General features: G+C 61.1%; 14 protein-coding genes. 10 read left to right on the plus strand and 4 right to left on the minus strand.

The window, feature by feature from the left end:
* Positions 1 to 15: 15 nt before the first annotated feature.
* From VC352_RS00170 to VC352_RS00180, 3 genes are all read right to left on the minus strand, one after another.
* Positions 16 to 1,368: a DUF1329 domain-containing protein gene (locus VC352_RS00170; RefSeq protein ID WP_322977568.1), complete on the minus strand. Its 1,353-nt coding sequence runs from the start codon at positions 1,366 to 1,368 to the stop codon at positions 16 to 18.
* A gap of 15 nt (positions 1,369 to 1,383) precedes the next feature.
* Positions 1,384 to 3,015: a DUF1302 domain-containing protein gene (locus tag VC352_RS00175; RefSeq protein ID WP_322977569.1), complete on the minus strand. Its 1,632-nt coding sequence runs from the start codon at positions 3,013 to 3,015 to the stop codon at positions 1,384 to 1,386.
* Positions 3,016 to 3,264: 249 nt separating this feature from the next.
* Positions 3,265 to 4,242, minus strand: coding sequence for a helix-turn-helix domain-containing protein (locus VC352_RS00180; protein WP_416340063.1), 978 nt, complete (start codon positions 4,240 to 4,242; stop codon positions 3,265 to 3,267).
* A gap of 554 nt (positions 4,243 to 4,796) precedes the next feature.
* Between VC352_RS00180 and VC352_RS00185 the strand changes: the two genes are divergently transcribed.
* The 9 genes from VC352_RS00185 to VC352_RS00225 all read left to right on the plus strand — a co-directional run bounded on the left by VC352_RS00185 (position 4,797) and on the right by VC352_RS00225 (position 13,318).
* Entirely contained in the window at positions 4,797 to 5,237 is a 441-nt protein-coding gene (locus tag VC352_RS00185) for a heme-binding protein (protein WP_322977571.1), read from the plus strand.
* Positions 5,238 to 5,394: 157 nt separating this feature from the next.
* Positions 5,395 to 6,693, plus strand: coding sequence for an FAD-binding oxidoreductase (locus VC352_RS00190; protein WP_322977572.1), 1,299 nt, complete (start codon positions 5,395 to 5,397; stop codon positions 6,691 to 6,693).
* A 37-nt stretch (positions 6,694 to 6,730) separates the two neighbouring features.
* Positions 6,731 to 7,090 carry a cupin domain-containing protein gene (locus tag VC352_RS00195; RefSeq protein WP_322977573.1) on the plus strand — a complete coding sequence of 120 codons (360 nt, stop codon included), beginning with the start codon at positions 6,731 to 6,733 and terminating at the stop codon, positions 7,088 to 7,090.
* Positions 7,091 to 7,151: 61 nt separating this feature from the next.
* Positions 7,152 to 7,799 carry a helix-turn-helix transcriptional regulator gene (locus VC352_RS00200; protein ID WP_322977574.1) on the plus strand — a complete coding sequence of 216 codons (648 nt, stop codon included), beginning with the start codon at positions 7,152 to 7,154 and terminating at the stop codon, positions 7,797 to 7,799.
* A gap of 310 nt (positions 7,800 to 8,109) precedes the next feature.
* Positions 8,110 to 9,354 (plus strand): MFS transporter, encoded by a 1,245-nt coding sequence (locus VC352_RS00205; RefSeq protein WP_322978132.1) that lies wholly within the window; start codon positions 8,110 to 8,112, stop codon positions 9,352 to 9,354.
* Between the two features lie 17 nt (positions 9,355 to 9,371).
* On the plus strand, positions 9,372 to 10,835 hold the full coding sequence (locus VC352_RS00210; protein WP_322977575.1) for an amidase: 1,464 nt from the start codon (positions 9,372 to 9,374) through the stop codon (positions 10,833 to 10,835).
* Positions 10,836 to 10,939: 104 nt separating this feature from the next.
* Positions 10,940 to 11,761 carry a molybdenum cofactor biosynthesis F family protein gene (locus VC352_RS00215; RefSeq protein ID WP_322977576.1) on the plus strand — a complete coding sequence of 274 codons (822 nt, stop codon included), beginning with the start codon at positions 10,940 to 10,942 and terminating at the stop codon, positions 11,759 to 11,761.
* Positions 11,754 to 12,548: an SDR family oxidoreductase gene (locus VC352_RS00220; RefSeq protein ID WP_322977577.1), complete on the plus strand. Its 795-nt coding sequence runs from the start codon at positions 11,754 to 11,756 to the stop codon at positions 12,546 to 12,548. The genes VC352_RS00215 and VC352_RS00220 overlap by 8 nt, the downstream gene beginning before the upstream one ends.
* Complete coding sequence (locus VC352_RS00225) at positions 12,548 to 13,318, plus strand: SDR family oxidoreductase (protein WP_322977578.1); 771 nt, start codon at positions 12,548 to 12,550, stop codon at positions 13,316 to 13,318. The genes VC352_RS00220 and VC352_RS00225 overlap by 1 nt, the downstream gene beginning before the upstream one ends.
* Before the next feature lie 60 nt (positions 13,319 to 13,378).
* Here VC352_RS00225 and feaR read toward each other — a convergent pair whose 3' ends face one another.
* A complete protein-coding gene (feaR, locus tag VC352_RS00230) occupies positions 13,379 to 14,323 on the minus strand; it encodes a transcriptional regulator FeaR (protein ID WP_322977579.1) in 945 nt (314 codons plus the stop codon).
* A gap of 417 nt (positions 14,324 to 14,740) precedes the next feature.
* On the opposite strand from feaR, the gene VC352_RS00235 reads away from it, so the two are divergent.
* The gene (locus VC352_RS00235; RefSeq protein ID WP_322977580.1) at positions 14,741 to 16,066 is read left to right on the plus strand and encodes an alginate export family protein; all 1,326 of its coding nucleotides are present in this window, start codon (positions 14,741 to 14,743) and stop codon (positions 16,064 to 16,066) included.
* Positions 16,067 to 16,385 lie beyond the last annotated feature (319 nt).

Raw genomic sequence — 16,385 nt, forward strand, 5'->3', positions numbered from 1 at the left:
CTGGCCGATAGCGGTTCAGCGAATGCCATCATTGGCCAGTGCGTCGGGGGTGAACTCGACATCCGGCAGGCGTTCGAGCAGTTCGTAATGCACCGGCTTCTCATTGAACAGACCGGCGACCATGGCTGCGCCGGAGAGCAGGTCGTTGAAGCCGAAGGCGAACATGAAGTTGCCAGGCAGATCCGGCATCGCCATGACCTGACCCCAGGTGGTCTTCCACAGTTGGCCGTTGGCATCCCAGCGGTCGCCCAGTACGCAGGTCCAGGTGTCTTCGTCGCAGTAGTAGCGGCTGCGTGCGGCCTGGTGGCGCTGGCCCTGGCGCAGCGTGGCCTCGACCACCCAGACACGGTGCAGCTCCCAGCGCACGTGGTCGGGGTTGAGGTGATGAGCGCTCAGCACCTCCTTGTCCGAGGTCGGCTGCATCAGTTTGTTGGCGTTATAGGGGATGTACTTTTCCTCTTTGCCGACAATCTTCCAGTCGAAGCGATCCAGACGGCCGGAGAAGACTTCCAGTTCATCGAAGCTCATCAGGCCTGCCATGGTCGGGCTGGGGGTGTCGCAGCAGGTATTGGGCAGCTTGCGCACGCGGCGTTGGCCCACCAGATAGACCCAGGCCTGGTCCTTGGCGGCGTCCAGATTCTGCCGGCCGACGATGCCTTCGCCCGCGCGGATGGCCGGGGCGGAGAGGTTGACGCGGATATTGAAGTACAGGTTGGACTTGGCGTAATCCTCCAGATTGCTGTCCTGGAAGTAGTACGGCACTTGCTGGATCGAACTGGCATCGCTTGCCAGCACCGCGCGGCCATCGGCGGTCAACTGGTAGGCCGTGGCGTAGAAGCGTGCGGTCGGTGCGCGCCAGCGCAGCAGGTGGTTCCACATTACTTCGGCGCCGCTGGTGGGAATCGGGAAGGGGATACCGCCGAACGCGCCGACAACCACGTCGTTATCGATCTTCGCTCGGCTCGCGTTGGCCAGGGTGTTGTCGTACACCCATTGCGGCGCGGCGGCGGTACGGTGCGTCTGGTACACATCCAGGCGATAGCTGTCGGGGTATTTGGCCAGCATCGCGCGGGTGCCATCCGTGAGCTTCTCGGCGTATTGCGCGGCGTTTCCAGCGTTGATGCTGAACAGCGGTTTTTCATCCTTGAATGGATCCGAGCGACGGCCGCCGGGCTTGTCGCCTGGGATGGGCGTGGTCAGTCCGCCTGTCCAGGCGGGAATGCTGCCATCGGCGTTGCCGGCACGTTCGGCGCCGAGCGGTGTGAGTTCGCCTGTCAGCTTGGCGGCTTCTTCGGCCGTCACCGCAGCCATGCTCTGCTGAGCACAGAGCAATGCCAGGCCCAGCATGGGAAGGGAGAAACGGGTCATGTGAGGTTCCTCTGCTTAAAAAGTGCGCTGGATCGACAGGGCGATGAAGTCGCGATCCTTCAGCGATTGCTTGAAAGAGATGTGGTTGTCTTCGTCTACCGAAGTGCCAGCTGGCCCGAAGTAGTGGGTGTAGGTGAGGCCCGCTCGCCATTCGTTGAGGTACAGCGCGGTCAGGCCGATGCTGAGGTCGCCCACCTTGTCGCCATTGAATGCACCGACCACTGCGGAGTTGCCGACGCCGAAGCCAAGCCCAACCGGTACCGACAGGTCGACACCTGGAAACACCTGGCGATAGCGGGGCTCGTAGACGAAGCGCACGTTGGTGGCATCGCGATCGGCCAGTGGGTTGAGCGCCTGGCGGTTCTTGGTGACATCGAGCACGCGGTTCCAGGCCACCTCACCGAGAAAGTCTGCCTCGTTGGCGATGAAAGACGGGCCGAGCGTCGCCAGCCAGGAGACCTGTGCATGCAGGGTATTGCCGACTGCGTAACGGGCATCACCATCGTTGTCGCCGCTGCCGTCGAGGATGGTTACGCCATCGCTGCTCAGCGGCATGTTGCGACGGGTGGAGATTTCCGCGGCCACGTTGTAGTCGCCGAAGGTGTGGCTGACGCTGGCACCGAAGGCGCGGATGTTTTCCGGATAGACCCACTGGTAAGTACCCAGGCGTCCGCTGTTGAAGTCGGGGGCACCTGCACCGGGACGAATGTAGATCTGAGGTGTTTTGTCGTGGTATCGAACGGCATACAGACCGAAGTCGGTTTCACCTGCGCGGAAGCGTACTTGGACGCCACCCTGACCAGAATCCTTGGCCTTCATGTCCTGCTCGCGAAAGAAGGCAAGCGGCTCGCCACCTGGGATGACCGGGTTCGGGCCGGCGATCATTCGCTCGGCGCCATCACCGATGGTGTCGAGTACCGAGAAATAGCTACCCGAGGCGGGCAGACGGGTCTGCTCCCAACGCCATTGGTAGAACGCACCAACGGATATGTCGGGCGTCAGTTGCAACTGCCCGGAGAACTGTTCGGTGGGACGGATCAGCTCCTTGAACTGGGTATTGGGCACCGAGGCGGCTTTGACAGCATCCACCGGCGCCATAGTGCCGGCAATGCCGTTGGCGCCGAAGAACAGGCTTTCTCCCCAGACCAGGGCATGCCGGCCGGCACGCACCGTACCCTTGGCGTCGCCCACGCTGAAGCGGGCGAAGACGAACGCATCGAGCAGTTCACCCTTGCGCCCGTGCAGCTTTTCGGTGGCGCGTGTGAACTCGTCGTGGTCGACCGAGAGCGCGTTGGCGGTCGCCGCGGAGTTGTTGTCGTTGCCCTCGTTGTAGGCGCTGTCGTACCACGCCGCGCCGGAGACCCGTGCGCCGACGTTCTTGTACATGGCGTCGAACTCGGAGAGCAGGTCGAAGCGGTTGGAGATCAGGCCACGACTGAAATTACGGTCGCCATCATCATGATTGGGTAGCGCGGTGAGCTGATCGGATGCGCCTTTGAGGCGGCTGGCGGTGCTGTATTTGAGCGTATTGTCCCAGCGCAGCTTGAGATCGGGATCTCCGCTATCAAGCTGGAACGCCTGAACGCCCGGGGATATCGACGCCATGATGGACATGGCGAGGGGATACAAGGCGAATTTCTTGTCCATCTCCCAGTTACCTCCGTTGTGAGACTTTTTTATTGTCAACAGGGTGTATTTGCCCGCCTGGATAGGCGGAGGCCAGGACGTGGCAGCTCGTCCGTTGCGTTCAGGTTACGAGGGGGGCGAAGTGCGCGTTAGCCAAAAACGGCAAAGATGCAGGCGGGAGAGAGAAAAGCTGACGCCCCCAGACATGGCCGTCAGCAGTCTGATCTGGGGGCGTATGGCTGGGGGGCTAGGAGGAGTGCGCCGATGGGGTCAGCGATGCAGGGTCTGCGAGGGTCGTTCGCCGAACATCGCCCGGTATTCGCTGGAAAAACGACTGAGATGCCAGAAACCCCAGCGGCTGGCGACGTCTTGTACGGACACCAGGTCGGCGCCCCGGCGTAGTTCCCGGCGTGCTGCGTTCAGGCGTAGCGTGCGCAGGTAGGCCACCGGATTGATGCCAAGAGTTTCCTGAAAACAGTACTGCAGCTTGCGCCGACTAGCGCCCAGGGTGCGGCACAGGTCGAGAATGCTCAGCGGCTCATCCAAGTGCGCCAGTGCATATTCGCAGGCGCGGTCGACTGTACGTTTGCGTGCCGACGGGGTGATCTCCATAGGCTGGCTGGAAGGGAGTAGCTCGAATAGTTGCAGCATGATCGCGTCACGGAACTGATGCCGCAGCCTCTCGTCGTTCAGCTCGACCGCCGAGTGTGTGGAGCTGTATTCGAGATTTTCGAGGATGGTGCGCAGGTTATGGGGCAGATCTAGCCCTTTGACTTGGTAGGTCTTGGGTAAATGACGGCTCTCGAAGGGGATGCCCTGCAATGTCAGTTCCTGCTCGAGTATCGCCATGTCCACGGCTATTACAACCAGATCCATTTGGTCTGGCGTGCGTAGTTGTGGCAGATCATCGGCATGGGCAACCAGGGCATTGCCTTCGGAAACGAGATTGCCATCGCAGTAAAGGTCGCCACTGAAACTGAGCGGAATGCTGAAGTTGATGGTGCCGGGCTTGGCCGACCCTCGCTTGATCAGCGACTGGTTGGTTCTGTCGCGGATGACCTGCATCCAGTCAAGGCTGAACTCCGTCAGTTCGCCATGAAAGCGGCCGGCGGTCATCTGGTCATAGGTCAGCTGCCAGTCGCTGACCTGCTCGGCATGTTCGTCGATATCCTGCGAGCTGACGCGCCGGGAAAAGGGAGTGGTGCTGATCCGCCGGGAGACGGTGGATGAAGCGAATACGTCGTACATGCTCATTAAGTCCGCTCGAACGCCGTCGGTGCGGTGCTTGCTGATGAGCCATTCTCCGGAGCGGAGGGCATTCGCATCATGCGTTTTGCCGTCTGCGGCGATCCATGTCCAGATGGAGTCTGGGTAGTCACCAGTAAGGCACCAGACGATTCCCACTAGGGGAAACACCTGAGCTGCAGTTAAGGAAAGGTTCTTTGTTGTTCTTGTTGACGATTTCTTTAAGTAAGCAGCCTTTTCAGTTCGGCTCGTGGCGCGACTGGGGCAGACCACCTTGCGAATGGATGGGGTCGCAGGGTGGCGGCTCTCCTTGTTGCATTGCCTTCACCGCTGAGTAGCAGGTTATGGCCTATGCGAGTGATGATAGTACGAAGTTAAGACGTATAACTGTCTTGATCAAGCGTGCCTTTTGATTGATCGCTGCTGCCAGAGGCCAGCGGATGAATGGTTGTCGCGCAATCCCCCAGATAGTGGGCCTTGCAGCTTTATGGTTAACATGTTTATTTTCTGGCGTCAGGCTCTCTGGTGGACATGCTATGACGACAGAACTACGACACATGACAACCATTACGTTGGCGTTGGCCATGCGTGCACTACAGGCTGTGCTGGAGGAGGCGCAGCGCGCCTCGGTCAGGGTAAGCATTGTCATCGTGGATGCTGCCGGGCAACCGATCCATATGGCGCACATGGATGGAGCACCGGCGCCCTGTCGGGCGATTGCTTCGAACAAGGCGCTCACTGCTGCCGGGTTTGGCCTTTCCACGGGCGCTTGGGCCGAACGGCTGCAGCGGAGCTCGGACATGGTGCGACAAGGGTTGCCGTTGCAGGGTGGCCTGGTGCTGTTCGGCGGTGGCGAGCCCTTCCTGCTTGACGGTGCAGTGATCAGGGCCGTGGGCGTTTCAGGCGCATCCGAAGCGCAGGATGCTGCCTGTGCTGACGCGGCGGTTCGCTGTGTGGCGGCTGCCGTGGAGGCGATTGCAGAGCGCGGCGTCGCCTGAAAGCGCAGGCTCTGGCAGGAATGGTCAAGTGCCCGGGCAGGGTGAATCAAGACGTGGTTGGCCCGGAGAGTTCCTAATGTGATCCAGCAGAACGCAACGTGCACGGAGCCGGGCCCGTTTAGCAGTCGTTCCTTCTCGAATACTCAGGTTGCTTCCCATGATCAATATCGAAACGCCTACCTACTACACGGCCACCAAGAAATACGACCTCAGCTTTCCGTCCCTTGAGGCGGACATCGAAGCAGACGTGGTCGTGATCGGTGGCGGCTTCTCCGGCATCAATACGGCGTTGGAGTTGGCTGAGAAGGGCATCACCAATATCGTCGTGCTGGAAGGTCGCTACCTGGGATTCGGCGGCACTGGGCGCAATGGCGGACAGATCATGGCGGGCATCGGCCATGACCTGGAGAAGATTCGCAAGGATGTCGGCGAGGATGGCCTGCGCGCGATCCTCGAAATCAGCGACCAGGGCGCTCGCATCATCAAGGAGCGTATCGAGAAGTACGGTATCGATGCCGACTTCTGCCATGGCTACGGCTACATGGGCTTCAATGCTCGTCAGGAAAAGACTCTGGCCACCTGGGAGAAGGAGTTCAAGACGCTCGCCCCGGAGCAGGAGATTCGTTTGCTGGTGGGCTCCGAGCTCAAGCAGATGATCGGCTCCGATGCCTACTCCAGCGGCCTGCTGCACATGGGCGCCGGTCACGTGCACTCGCTCAACCTGCTGCTGGGTGAGGCCAAGGCGCTGGCCAGTCACGGCGTGAAGATTTTCGAGTACAGCCCGGCGCTGGAAGTGACTTACGGCGAGCGTGTAACGGTGCGTACCGCCAAGGGCTCGGTCAAGGCCAGCAAGCTGCTGTGGGCCTGCGACAGTTTCCTCAACAAGATGGAGCCGCAGCTGCACAAGACCACCATCAATACCTACGCCTTCCAGATGGTGACCGAGCCGCTAAGCGATGAGCTGATCGAGCGTATCAGCCCGATTCGTGGTGCCTACAGCGACATTCGCCCGGTCATCGACTACTACCGCGTTACCCGTGAGAACCGCTTGCTGTTCGGTTCGGCGACCCCCTTCGTCGAGCACATTCCGAGCGACCTCAAGGCCTGGAATCGCAACCTGATGCTGAAGATCTTCCCGTACCTGAAAGACGTGAAGATCGATCTGGCCTGGGGCGGCCCCATGGCCTGCAGCCCCAACCTGTTTCCGCAGATCGGCACGTTGCCGCAGCACCCCAATGTGTTCTTCGTGCAGGGTTATTCGGGCTTCGGTGTCACCCCCAGTCACATCATCTGCAAGGTGCTGGCCGAGGGTATGAGCGAAGGCTCGGTGCGCTATGACCTGATCAGCTCGGTGCGCCGCATCCAGGTTATCGGTAAAGACCAGATCCGTCCGTTGCTGCTCACTGCTGGCAAATCCTGGCACCAGTTGTCGGGTTACTGGAACGGGCGGCGCTGATCCATCCATTGATGATCATTAACAGAGGAAATATCCAATGACTCCCATCAAGCAAGGCACCACCCTCAACGAGCTGGATGCCTGGGGCACCGTTGCCGATCTGGGCTCGGAGATTCTCGAGGGCGAGGGCAAGGCTTTCGGCAAGATGACCTTCGGTGCCCCGACTGATGCGCTCAGTGCCGGTTACTTCGCCGTAACCAAGAGCAAGTTCCGCATGGTTTACCCGTTCAACGAACAGGCCACCGTGGTGTTCGGCGAGGTCATCCTTACCGACGAAGCCACTGGTCAGAGTACCCGCTATAAGGCCGGGGACAGCTGGTTCGTGACCAAGGGCACCTCTGTGCTGTGGGATGTGCTCAGTGATAGCTTTACCAAACACTACATGGCCGTGGTGTAATCACCGGCCGCATAACCTGGCGGTCGATGCGGTCGCCAGGATCTAACCGAGTCACGCCATCATGTATGACGCAGAGGTGGGGCAGCGTTGCCTGAGCAGCTTCCTGGCGTTGCTACCCGTCTCCGCTGGCGTGTTCTATCGCATCGCCGACCAGCTCGAACCACACGCTTTCCTTCTGCAACAGATGCGCCTGGACATGCATGAGCGCTATCTGTCTGACTTTCGTCAAGTCGATCCACTGCAGCCGCGCAACTGCCAACGCACGGGCAGCAGTGTGGTGCCCTTGCAACTGGGTATGAGTGCACAGGACGCAGCAGCCAATCGGCGTTACGGGGATTTCCTTGAGCGCTTCGGCGTTGTCGATGTCGTCGAGGTGCTGGCTTTCGAGCAGGGGCGACCCGTTGCGGGTATCTCGCTGCTGCGTGGCCGGGAGCTTGGCCCATTCGTCATGCACGAACTGCAGCAACTGCAGGCTCTGCAGGGGCTCTTCGAGATCGCCGTGGCACCGCCTGCATCTGTTGCTTCTCGCATGCAACTGACTGCGAGGGAGTGGCAGGTGGCAGAGTTGCTGCGAGCCGGCTGCAGCAACAAAGAAATCGCCCGCCGGCTCGACGTTGGCCTGCCCACCGTCAAGACCCATCTGATCAATCTGTTCCGCAAGCTGGGTGTCAGCAATCGTACCGAACTGGTGGCGACCCTCTTCCTGTAAGGCTTACCTGGGGCCAAATGCGGCCTGCTCGTGAGCCTTTCATATGCTCCCTACGTATAGCTCTGCGTTTTCTTTCGCCCTTTCCGGGTGACTTCGCTATTGGTATTCAGAGCCTCTTTGGTGGCGCCGTCATTCTGCCGAATTTGGATAACGGTCGCTTGGAGCAGCGCCCTAGGATGCCTGCGTAAAGTCGACTTACGGCAACTAGCCGGACGTCGCGGAGCCGCTTGGCGAGTGCCTGAGCCCTGTCCCAGACGGGGTGCTCTGACACGTGCCGCGGATGCCTCATCACATCTTCGAGGTCTTCAGCATGTCCCTGGAACATTCCCTTGCAGGCGCTGTGGCGCCCAACTCCCGTCAGGCCAGTGGTCGGCGTGAAGGCGTGGTACTGATGCTCGGCAGCAGCCTGACCATCATGGGCGCGGTGATGGTCGCCCCCATGCTGCCGAAGCTGGCCGCCGAGTTCGGCCCGACTTCGGCGCATGCCGAGCTGCTGGTACCGCTGGCCGTGACCGGGCCGGCTCTGGCCATCGCCCTGTGCGCGCCGCTGGCCGGCTGGCTGGCCGACCGGGTAGGGCGCAAGGCACTGCTGATCATCGCAACAGTGCTTTATGCAGTGCTGGGAATGATTCCGGCGCTGCTCAACGACCTCACGGCCATCGTCGGGGTACGCCTGCTCTTCGGTTGCACCGAAGCGGCGATCATGACCTGCTGCGCCACCTTGATCGCCGACTACTGGCGAGGGGAGGCACGCATGCGCTACGTCAACCTGCAGGTGGTCACCATCGGCCTGGTGGGTGCACTGTTCTTCGTCGTCGGCGGGGCGCTGGGCGAGCAGTCATGGCGCCTGCCGTTCTACCTCTATCTGCTGCCGCTGCTGTTGGTGCCAGCGATGATCCGGGTGCTCTGGGAGCCGGTTCGCGAGCGGGCGGAGACGGCAGCCGACGAGGACAATCAGCAGGTCTCGATTCCGACGCTGGTCAGTGGCTACCTGCTGATTCTGGGAGGGATGATCCTCAGTCTGATCGTGCCGGTACAGACACCTGTTCTGCTGGTGGAGCTGGGTATCACCTCCAGCACCCTGATTGGTCTGTCTGCCGGATTGGGGCTGCTGGCCACTCTTGGCGGCTCGCTGATCTGGCCGCTGCTGCGTCGAGGTATGGGAATTGCCGGTTGCAATGTGGCGCTGCTGACCTTGCTGGCACTGGGCCTTTGGTTGCTCACCCGTGCGCAAAGCTACAACGAGGTCTTGCTGGCTGTAAGCGTTCACGGCCTCGGCGCCGGCCTGCTGGTGCCCAATGCCATGGCACCTGTGATGAACGCCCTGAACATCAATACCCGGGGACGCGGTCTCGGCCTGTTCACGGCCTGTCTGTACATCGGCCAGTTCGTCAGCCCGTTGGTGGTGGCACTGGTTGGTGCGTTCACCGGCGATCTGCGCGCCTCGATTCACTGGCTGGCGCTGGCCAGCCTTCTGGCTGCTTCGCTGTGGCTGGTCACCGGGTTGATCCAGCGCAAACGCTCGGCTGGCCTACTCATCTCTACCCACTCCTGATTCCAAGGAAACTCACTATGCACAGCATTCACTCGCTGCTGGACAGTCACGATGGCTATGGGCTTGCCGAGCTGGTACGCCAGAAGGAGGTGCTGCCCGGCGAATTGTTGGAAGCGGCTATCGAGCGTATCGAGCAGGTCGAACCTCAGCTCAACGCGGTTTGCGAAAGACTCTTTGACAGGGCTCGTCTCGATGTGCAGTCGCCCGGCGTTAACCAGGGCACCTTCGCCGGTGTGCCAACCCTGATCAAGGATCTGTTCTCTCCGCTGCGTGGTGCGCTGATGACCAACGGCTCCTTGGCCTGCGGAGAGGTGCGTGCGGATTTCGAGGCCGAGGTGGTGATGCGGCTACGGCAGGCTGGGTGCGTATTTGCGGGTAGCACCACGGCGCCCGAATTCGGTACCTCCTACACAACGGAGTCGACGCGCTTCGGAGCCACTCGTAATCCCTGGAATACTGAACGCAGTGCCGGTGGTTCCAGCGGTGGTGCCGCGGCGTTGGTCGCCGCACGGGCGGTGCCTTTCGCCCATGGCAACGATGGTGGCGGTTCACTGCGGGTTCCTGCGTCCTGTTGTGGCGTGTTCGGCTTCAAGCCGAGTCGTGGGCTCATGCCCTCCGGGCCGCTGGTAGGTGAGGGGTGGGCCGGTATGGGGACACCGCATGCGATCACCCTATCCGTACGTGACAGCGCCGCACTGCTCGATGTGACGGCAGGCATGGATCTGGGCGCGCCTTACGCAGCGCCCTTGCACAACACCTCCTATCTCGCTGCTGCGCAGGGGCCGTCGCGCCCATTGCGTATCGCGCTGATCGAGAATCTCGACCCCTGGCCAAGCACTGCCGAAAGTCTGGCGGCAGTGCGGCATGCCGCTCGCTTGTGCGAAAGCCTCGGCCACTCTGTCGAGGTGGCTCGGTTGCCGGTCGACATGCCGGTCTTCCTGGATCGTGTCTTCGACATCATCGGGGCGAGCACTCGTGGCTATGTCGACATGCTTGGGCAAATGCGTGGTCAACCGGTGGCACTGGAGGAGCTGGAACCCCGTACCCGGATCATCCTGCGTGAGCGTGGCGAGATCGCTGGCGCACGATATGCGGCGGCGGTCGACTGGATTCACGCGCTGGGGCGCGTCTTCGCCGGATTCCTGCAGAAGTTCGACGTGATTCTCACGCCAACTCTGACCCGTGAGCCGCCACGCATCGGTGAGCTAGATGCTTTCGATGAGCAGCTCAGCCTGGCCGAAATGATTGCGCAGTTCCATAGCTATTCGCCATTCACTGCGCTTTTCAACGCTACCGGCCAGCCGGCGATGTCGGTGCCGCTGTACTGGACGGCAAGTGGTTTGCCCATCGGCGCGCATTTTGCCGGGCGCTTCGGCGGCGATGCCACCCTGCTGGCCTTGGCCGCACAGTTGGAGAAAGCTCAGCCTTGGGCGCCTCGCGTGCCCCCGGTAAACGCCCGGCGGAGTGGGTGCGCGAACTGATCGAGGCACAGGGCAATAACAGGCCTATCAACCATCTGGTTGATAGGCGTAACTGGCTGGAGCCATCACCATGCAGGCTCCACCCACCACTTCGAGATGTCCGCATGAGCACGAAATCTGACTGGATCACTGTAGGGGCCCTGGCTGATGGCTTCGCCCCGGAATCCTTCATCCTGCCGAAGCTGGCCGACCTCGCTGGTCGAAACCTGACTCTGTACTTCGCCAATGGTTGGCAGATCGCTCACCACTTCGAGTCCGAAAGCCTGAGCTGGCAGGCGGCCGATGGCCATTCGCAGGGCAGCGCAGCCTACCGCGCCACTTCGGTACGCCCCGGTATCTACCTGGTAGATTTCCTAAAGCACGAGCAAGGCCAAGACTGGTCAATCAGCCTGGTGCTGGATTTCAACAGTACCTCCTTCACTGCCGTGATCGGCCGCATGCCGGAGGCTCAGACCACCCATGAAGGCCTCTACCACCGCGCTCTGGCGGGCAAGCTGCTGACCGGCGTGGACGTCGAGTTCTTCCATGGCAGCCTGGAAAAGCCGTGGCAGGATGGCGCTTGCCCCCATGCGCCGACCCGTGAGTTGGTAGGGTTACGCAACCTTTATCGCTATAGCCCGACTGAGGTTTATGAACACATCTACCTCAACGAAAACTTTTACACCTGGCAGTGCCTGAAAGGTGTGGAGGCGGGTCTGTGCGACACCGATCGTTGCCACTACTACAAGATCGCCGATGAGCTGTATCTGTTCGTCTGGCGCGAGAAGATCGTGCCGACCCTGGGCCTGGTGATGATCGACATGGCCAACCACCGCAGCGATGGCAAGATCTTCGGCTATGCTGGCGGCGGTTTCGACGAGCTGTCCAATTTTCCAGTGGCTTCCTACTGCAGTGTGATCAACCGTACGGAATACCCCGATGAATAAGGTGAAGACTATCGTTATCACCGGGGCAGGTACCGGCATCGGTGAAGCCTGCGCCCGGCGCTTGGCACAGGACGGGCACAACCTGGTGCTGCTCGGCCGTCGCCGTCAGCCACTGGATCGGGTGGCAGCGCAAACCGGTGCCCTGGTGCTGGTCGGCGATGCCGCCAGTGCTGAGGCTTGGAGCGGCTTCGTCGAGCAGATCCGCAGCCGTTTCGGTGGCCTCGATGCGCTGCTGGCCTGTGCCGGCGGTCATGGCCTCGGCACTGCTACACAAACTTCCGACGAAGGCTGGCAGGCCGCTATGCGCAGCAATCTCGACAGTGCTTTCCACAGCGCCCGGGCCTGCCTGCCGTTGCTGATCGAGCGGCGCGGTAGCATCGTCCTGCTCGGCTCCATCGCCTCGTTGGCTGCCGGCCCGCAGGTGTGCGGCTACACCACAGCCAAGCATGCGTTGCTCGGTCTCAATCGTTCGCTGGCGCGGGACTATGGCCCGTTGGGCGTGCGCGTCAACTGCGTGTGCCCTGGCTGGGTGCGCACGCCGATGGCCGACGAGGAGATGCAGCCGCTGATGCAGCACTTCGGCGAAGATCTCGACGCCGCCTACGCCCGTGTTACCGCCGACGTGCCCCTGCGGCGTCCGGCCAGTGCCGAGGAGATCGCCAGCGTGTGCCGTTTCCTGATCAGTGACGAAGCCTCGATCATCACCGGCGCCAGTATCGTCGCCGATGGTGGTTCCAGTATCGTCGACGTGCCGACCCTGGTGTTCGACCGCCTGGGAGGTGCCTGATGACCGTGCGCTTCGATTTCGCCGGACAGACCGTGTTGGTCACCGGTGGCGCCCAGGGTATCGGTCGCAGCATCGTCGAGGGCTTTGCCGGCAGCGGCGCGCGCGTGCTGATTGCCGACCTGCAGGTGCAGTCGGCCCAGGCTCTGGCGCGCGAGCTGCAGAGCCAGGGGCATGAGGTGCAGGCGCTGGCTATCGACCTGGCCGACGAAGCCGCCATCGGCGCTTTGCTGGGCGGGCTGGAGCGCCTGGACATCCTGGTGCACAACGCCGGCTACTTTCCCCTGACGCCTTTCGCCGAGATCACCCCGGCGATCCTGCAGCGCACCCTGGCGGTGAATCTCAGTGCGCTGTTCTGGCTGACCCAGGGCGCGTTGCCGTTGTTCGAGCAGCGCGGCAAGGGCTGCGTGCTGGTCACCTCGTCGGTCACCGGGCCACGGGTCGCCTATCCGGGGTTGAGCCACTACGCGGCGTCCAAGGCCGGGGTCAATGGCTTCATCCGCAGTGCGGCGCTGGAGCTGGCCAGGCGCGGGGTGCGGGTCAATGGCGTCGAGCCGGGTATGATCCGCACCCCGGCGATGGGCAATCTGGGCGATGGCTCCCACAGCGCAGATATCGCTCGCGGGGTACCCTTGGGGCGTCTGGGTGAGCCTGCTGATATTGCCGGTGCCATGCTTTTCCTAGCTTCGGATGCGGCTAGCTACATCACTGGTCAGACCATCGTAGTGGATGGTGGTGCGACTCTTCCGGAAACCCAGGCCGCGCTTGGCTGAGCCTGTGGCCGTGGCGACCCTCGGTCGCCTCAGCCGACTCCTACGGGCAGCGACCTTGCGCTACTGATCGATGGCCTGGACGCGGTACTCCTTAGGCGATTGTTCGAACTGTTTCTTGAATGCACGGCTGAAGTGCGCCGAGTCCGTGAAACCCCACTTGTAGGCAATGGCGGTAATCGATTCACGGCGCAGGTTGGGGTTGATCAGGTCACTGGCACTGCGTTGCAGGCGGGTACGTTGGATATAACGGCATACGCTGTCGCCTTGTTCCTCGAAGAGTCGATAGAGCTGGCGTACAGATATCTGCAGACGGCTTGCCAGCGCGACAGGCGTCAGGTTGGGGTGGCTCAGCGACTCTTCGATCAACTGTTGCGCCTGGCGCCGCAGGCTATTGCCAGCAATCGAATCGGCGACCTCTGCTTCCTGATCACGCTGTGTCAGGGCGGGGCCGAGCAAGCTGGTGAAGGCACTCAGCATGGCTTCGCCTTCACTGGCGTCGGCCTGGATGCCTGCTTCGTTGAGATATAGCTGGTCGACCAGCAGACGCAGCATGCGGCCGCTGGTGCAGCGAGGCGAAACCTTGCCGAACAGCGAGCGGTCATTACGGAGTGTGCGCAGGACATCTTCTCGCGGCAGGTGCAGGGATGCATGCTCGATCAATCCCTGTGGGGTTATTTCGCACGAGCCTACCGAGTCCATGAGCACCAGGTCGCCCGGTGCCAAGTGCACGGTCTGGCCGTTTTGGGATATCTGCGAGCAGCCACTGCGCTGGCTGACCAGAAAGCAGTAACGGTCGTCATCGCGATCCGCCTTGGCCGTGCGGGAGATCAGGCCGGCATTGGTCTTCAGGTGCGCCAGTGTTAGACCGGCATGTTCCTTGGCATAGACATCACCGATGAACAGGGTGCCGTTGAAAGCCAGGCGGGTCTCGTAATTGCCACAAACCGATTGGATCGAGCGCTGCCAGTTTTCGAGTGAGCTGTACGTGGCCTGCTGAGCGTGCATGGCGACCTCTTTGTAATTATTAATATGTTACTGAATGAAGCATTGGCACTTCCGTTAACATGTTAAGCATGAACCGTGCCGTGTCCAGGTAATGCATTCAAAAGGTCGGCAACACCATTGCCAAGGGCTGGAACCCTATGCCGCGGCGGTTCGGTTGCTGACTCCCGGTGCGCCCGTTGTTACTGCTGCACACAACGAGTGCGTCGCCGCTGTTGGCGTGGGGCGTCAAGTTCGATGGCAAGTGCGGTCAAGCATTGCCGATCCACACGCTCCCTAATAGGTCGTCATCGCTGTCGAGGCTCATCCGGTATGCCGAGGGAGGGTACCAGGGCTGGGCGGTGGTACGTCCTGCGCTGCAGGGCGCAAACCTGGAGACCTGTCCTATCGGACGGGCCAGAAGAACAATAGGAGCAGCTCATGCAGCAACGTCGCTATATCTCTATCTCCGCAGCCGTTGGGCTTGCTGTCGCCGTCCTTGGTGCCGGCCAGTCTGCCCAGGCTTATGAGTTCTATAACCAAGGCGAAACCAAGCTGAACGCCGATGTTCTTGCCGTATATGGCTGGTTCAACAGCCGCAAGAGCTATGACGGCAACAGTGGTGGTACCAGTTGGCGTGAGGGCTTTATCAAGTACGGTGTGAGTTTCGAACAAGGCCTCTCTGGCAACGGTACCACCTATGGCGCGCTTAACTGGGTCAGCTCCGGCACTTGGGGCAGCGGTGACGCTGCTGGCATCACGGATGGCAGCGAGCGCACCACCAAGATCGACGACGCCTATCTCGGTTGGCGTTCCGGTAACCTGATGCCAGTTCTCGGCGAGGACGGCCTGGATGTCTCCTTTGGTCGCCAGGTGGTGAAGATCGGTGATGGCTTCATCATCAACGATGACGGCCTGAACTTTGGCAAAGGCGTGGCCGATGGCGAGCTGAACCGAGGCGGTGCCTATTACCTCGCCGCTCGTCATGCCTTTGATCAGACTGCGGTGGTACGCATCGGTGGCAAGCAAGGCCTGCATGGCGACCTGATGTGGATGAAGTCGGATAACCGCGCCCAGGCCAAGACCGAGCTGGCCGCTGGCACACTGGCCTACACCACCGAGCCGGGTGAGTTGGCATTCACCTATATCCACGGCATTGGTGTCGATGAGCGCTATGCCAGCGACTTCCAGCGTCAGCGTGACGGCATGGACATCTACAGCGTGCGCGGGGCGGGTAATGCAGGCGTGGAGAACGCCAACTTCGCCTTCGAGTACGCCTGGCAGGACAAGTCGGCTGGCGATGAAAAAGCCTGGTATGTCGAGGCAGGCTACACCTTTGCCGATGTGACCTGGTCGCCCAACCTTACCTATCGCTACAGCCGCTATTCCGAAGGCTGGGATTCGATGTTCAACGGCTTCAGCCGTGGTTACGGCACCTGGTTCCAGGGCGAAGTGGCCGCCAACTATGCCGGCCCGTTCAACAGCAACACGCAGATCCACCATGTCGGTCTCACGGCCACTCCGCAGGAAGGTCTGAAACTGGGTGTGCTGTATTTCGACTTCGACACCCTGCAGACCCGTGGCAACACCGATACCAGCGGGCGTGAGCTGGATCTGTATGCCGAATGGGCTGTCAGTGATCACCTGATCATTACCCCCCTGATCGGCCTGTATCAGCCTGACAAGAGTCTGGATAACGGCGGTGTGCAGGGTGGTGGCAACGGCACAAACGTTTACAGCCAGTTCACCGTGGCCGTTCCCTTCTGAGGTAAAGGCGTTGGTGTAGCAGCCTCCACCTGGCGATATGCGGATGGCGACGCCTGGTTTGCACGCGCTCAAAGACCGAGCGGCCTCAGGCCGCTCGGTGCTTTTCGTTATCGCTCATCGGTTACCTGTGGGATCTCTCGCCATGCTGTCGCCTAGGAACTGATGTGTGCGATTCCCGCCTGGTCATTCGTTTCATCTCTATCTGATCAACATGATTCTTAATGGTATTTCCGAGCGTCTTTCCGGCGCTGGTGGTAGGCCGAGGTTGACAGGGTCATTCAAATTGTTAATTTGTTAACTAGTTTGCGCGTCGAGTGAA

The sequence above is a fragment of the Pseudomonas sp. C11 genome, from assembly GCF_034683865.1.
In the GTDB taxonomy this organism is placed as follows: Bacteria; Pseudomonadota; Gammaproteobacteria; order Pseudomonadales; family Pseudomonadaceae; genus Aquipseudomonas.

Excerpts from the sequence above, each read along its gene's own strand:
- VC352_RS00170 (WP_322977568.1), bottom strand. The coding sequence starts at position 1,368 with ATGACCCGTTTCTCCCTTCCCATGCTGGGCCTGGCATTGCTCTGTGCT.
- VC352_RS00175 (WP_322977569.1), bottom strand. The coding sequence starts at position 3,015 with ATGGACAAGAAATTCGCCTTGTATCCCCTCGCCATGTCCATCATGGCG.
- VC352_RS00180 (WP_416340063.1), bottom strand. The coding sequence starts at position 4,242 with ATGTACGACGTATTCGCTTCATCCACCGTCTCCCGGCGGATCAGCACC.
- VC352_RS00185 (WP_322977571.1), top strand. The coding sequence starts at position 4,797 with ATGACAACCATTACGTTGGCGTTGGCCATGCGTGCACTACAGGCTGTG.
- VC352_RS00190 (WP_322977572.1), top strand. The coding sequence starts at position 5,395 with ATGATCAATATCGAAACGCCTACCTACTACACGGCCACCAAGAAATAC.
- VC352_RS00195 (WP_322977573.1), top strand. The coding sequence starts at position 6,731 with ATGACTCCCATCAAGCAAGGCACCACCCTCAACGAGCTGGATGCCTGG.
- VC352_RS00200 (WP_322977574.1), top strand. The coding sequence starts at position 7,152 with ATGTATGACGCAGAGGTGGGGCAGCGTTGCCTGAGCAGCTTCCTGGCG.
- VC352_RS00205 (WP_322978132.1), top strand. The coding sequence starts at position 8,110 with ATGTCCCTGGAACATTCCCTTGCAGGCGCTGTGGCGCCCAACTCCCGT.
- VC352_RS00210 (WP_322977575.1), top strand. The coding sequence starts at position 9,372 with ATGCACAGCATTCACTCGCTGCTGGACAGTCACGATGGCTATGGGCTT.
- VC352_RS00215 (WP_322977576.1), top strand. The coding sequence starts at position 10,940 with ATGAGCACGAAATCTGACTGGATCACTGTAGGGGCCCTGGCTGATGGC.
- VC352_RS00220 (WP_322977577.1), top strand. The coding sequence starts at position 11,754 with ATGAATAAGGTGAAGACTATCGTTATCACCGGGGCAGGTACCGGCATC.
- VC352_RS00225 (WP_322977578.1), top strand. The coding sequence starts at position 12,548 with ATGACCGTGCGCTTCGATTTCGCCGGACAGACCGTGTTGGTCACCGGT.
- feaR (WP_322977579.1), bottom strand. The coding sequence starts at position 14,323 with ATGCACGCTCAGCAGGCCACGTACAGCTCACTCGAAAACTGGCAGCGC.
- VC352_RS00235 (WP_322977580.1), top strand. The coding sequence starts at position 14,741 with ATGCAGCAACGTCGCTATATCTCTATCTCCGCAGCCGTTGGGCTTGCT.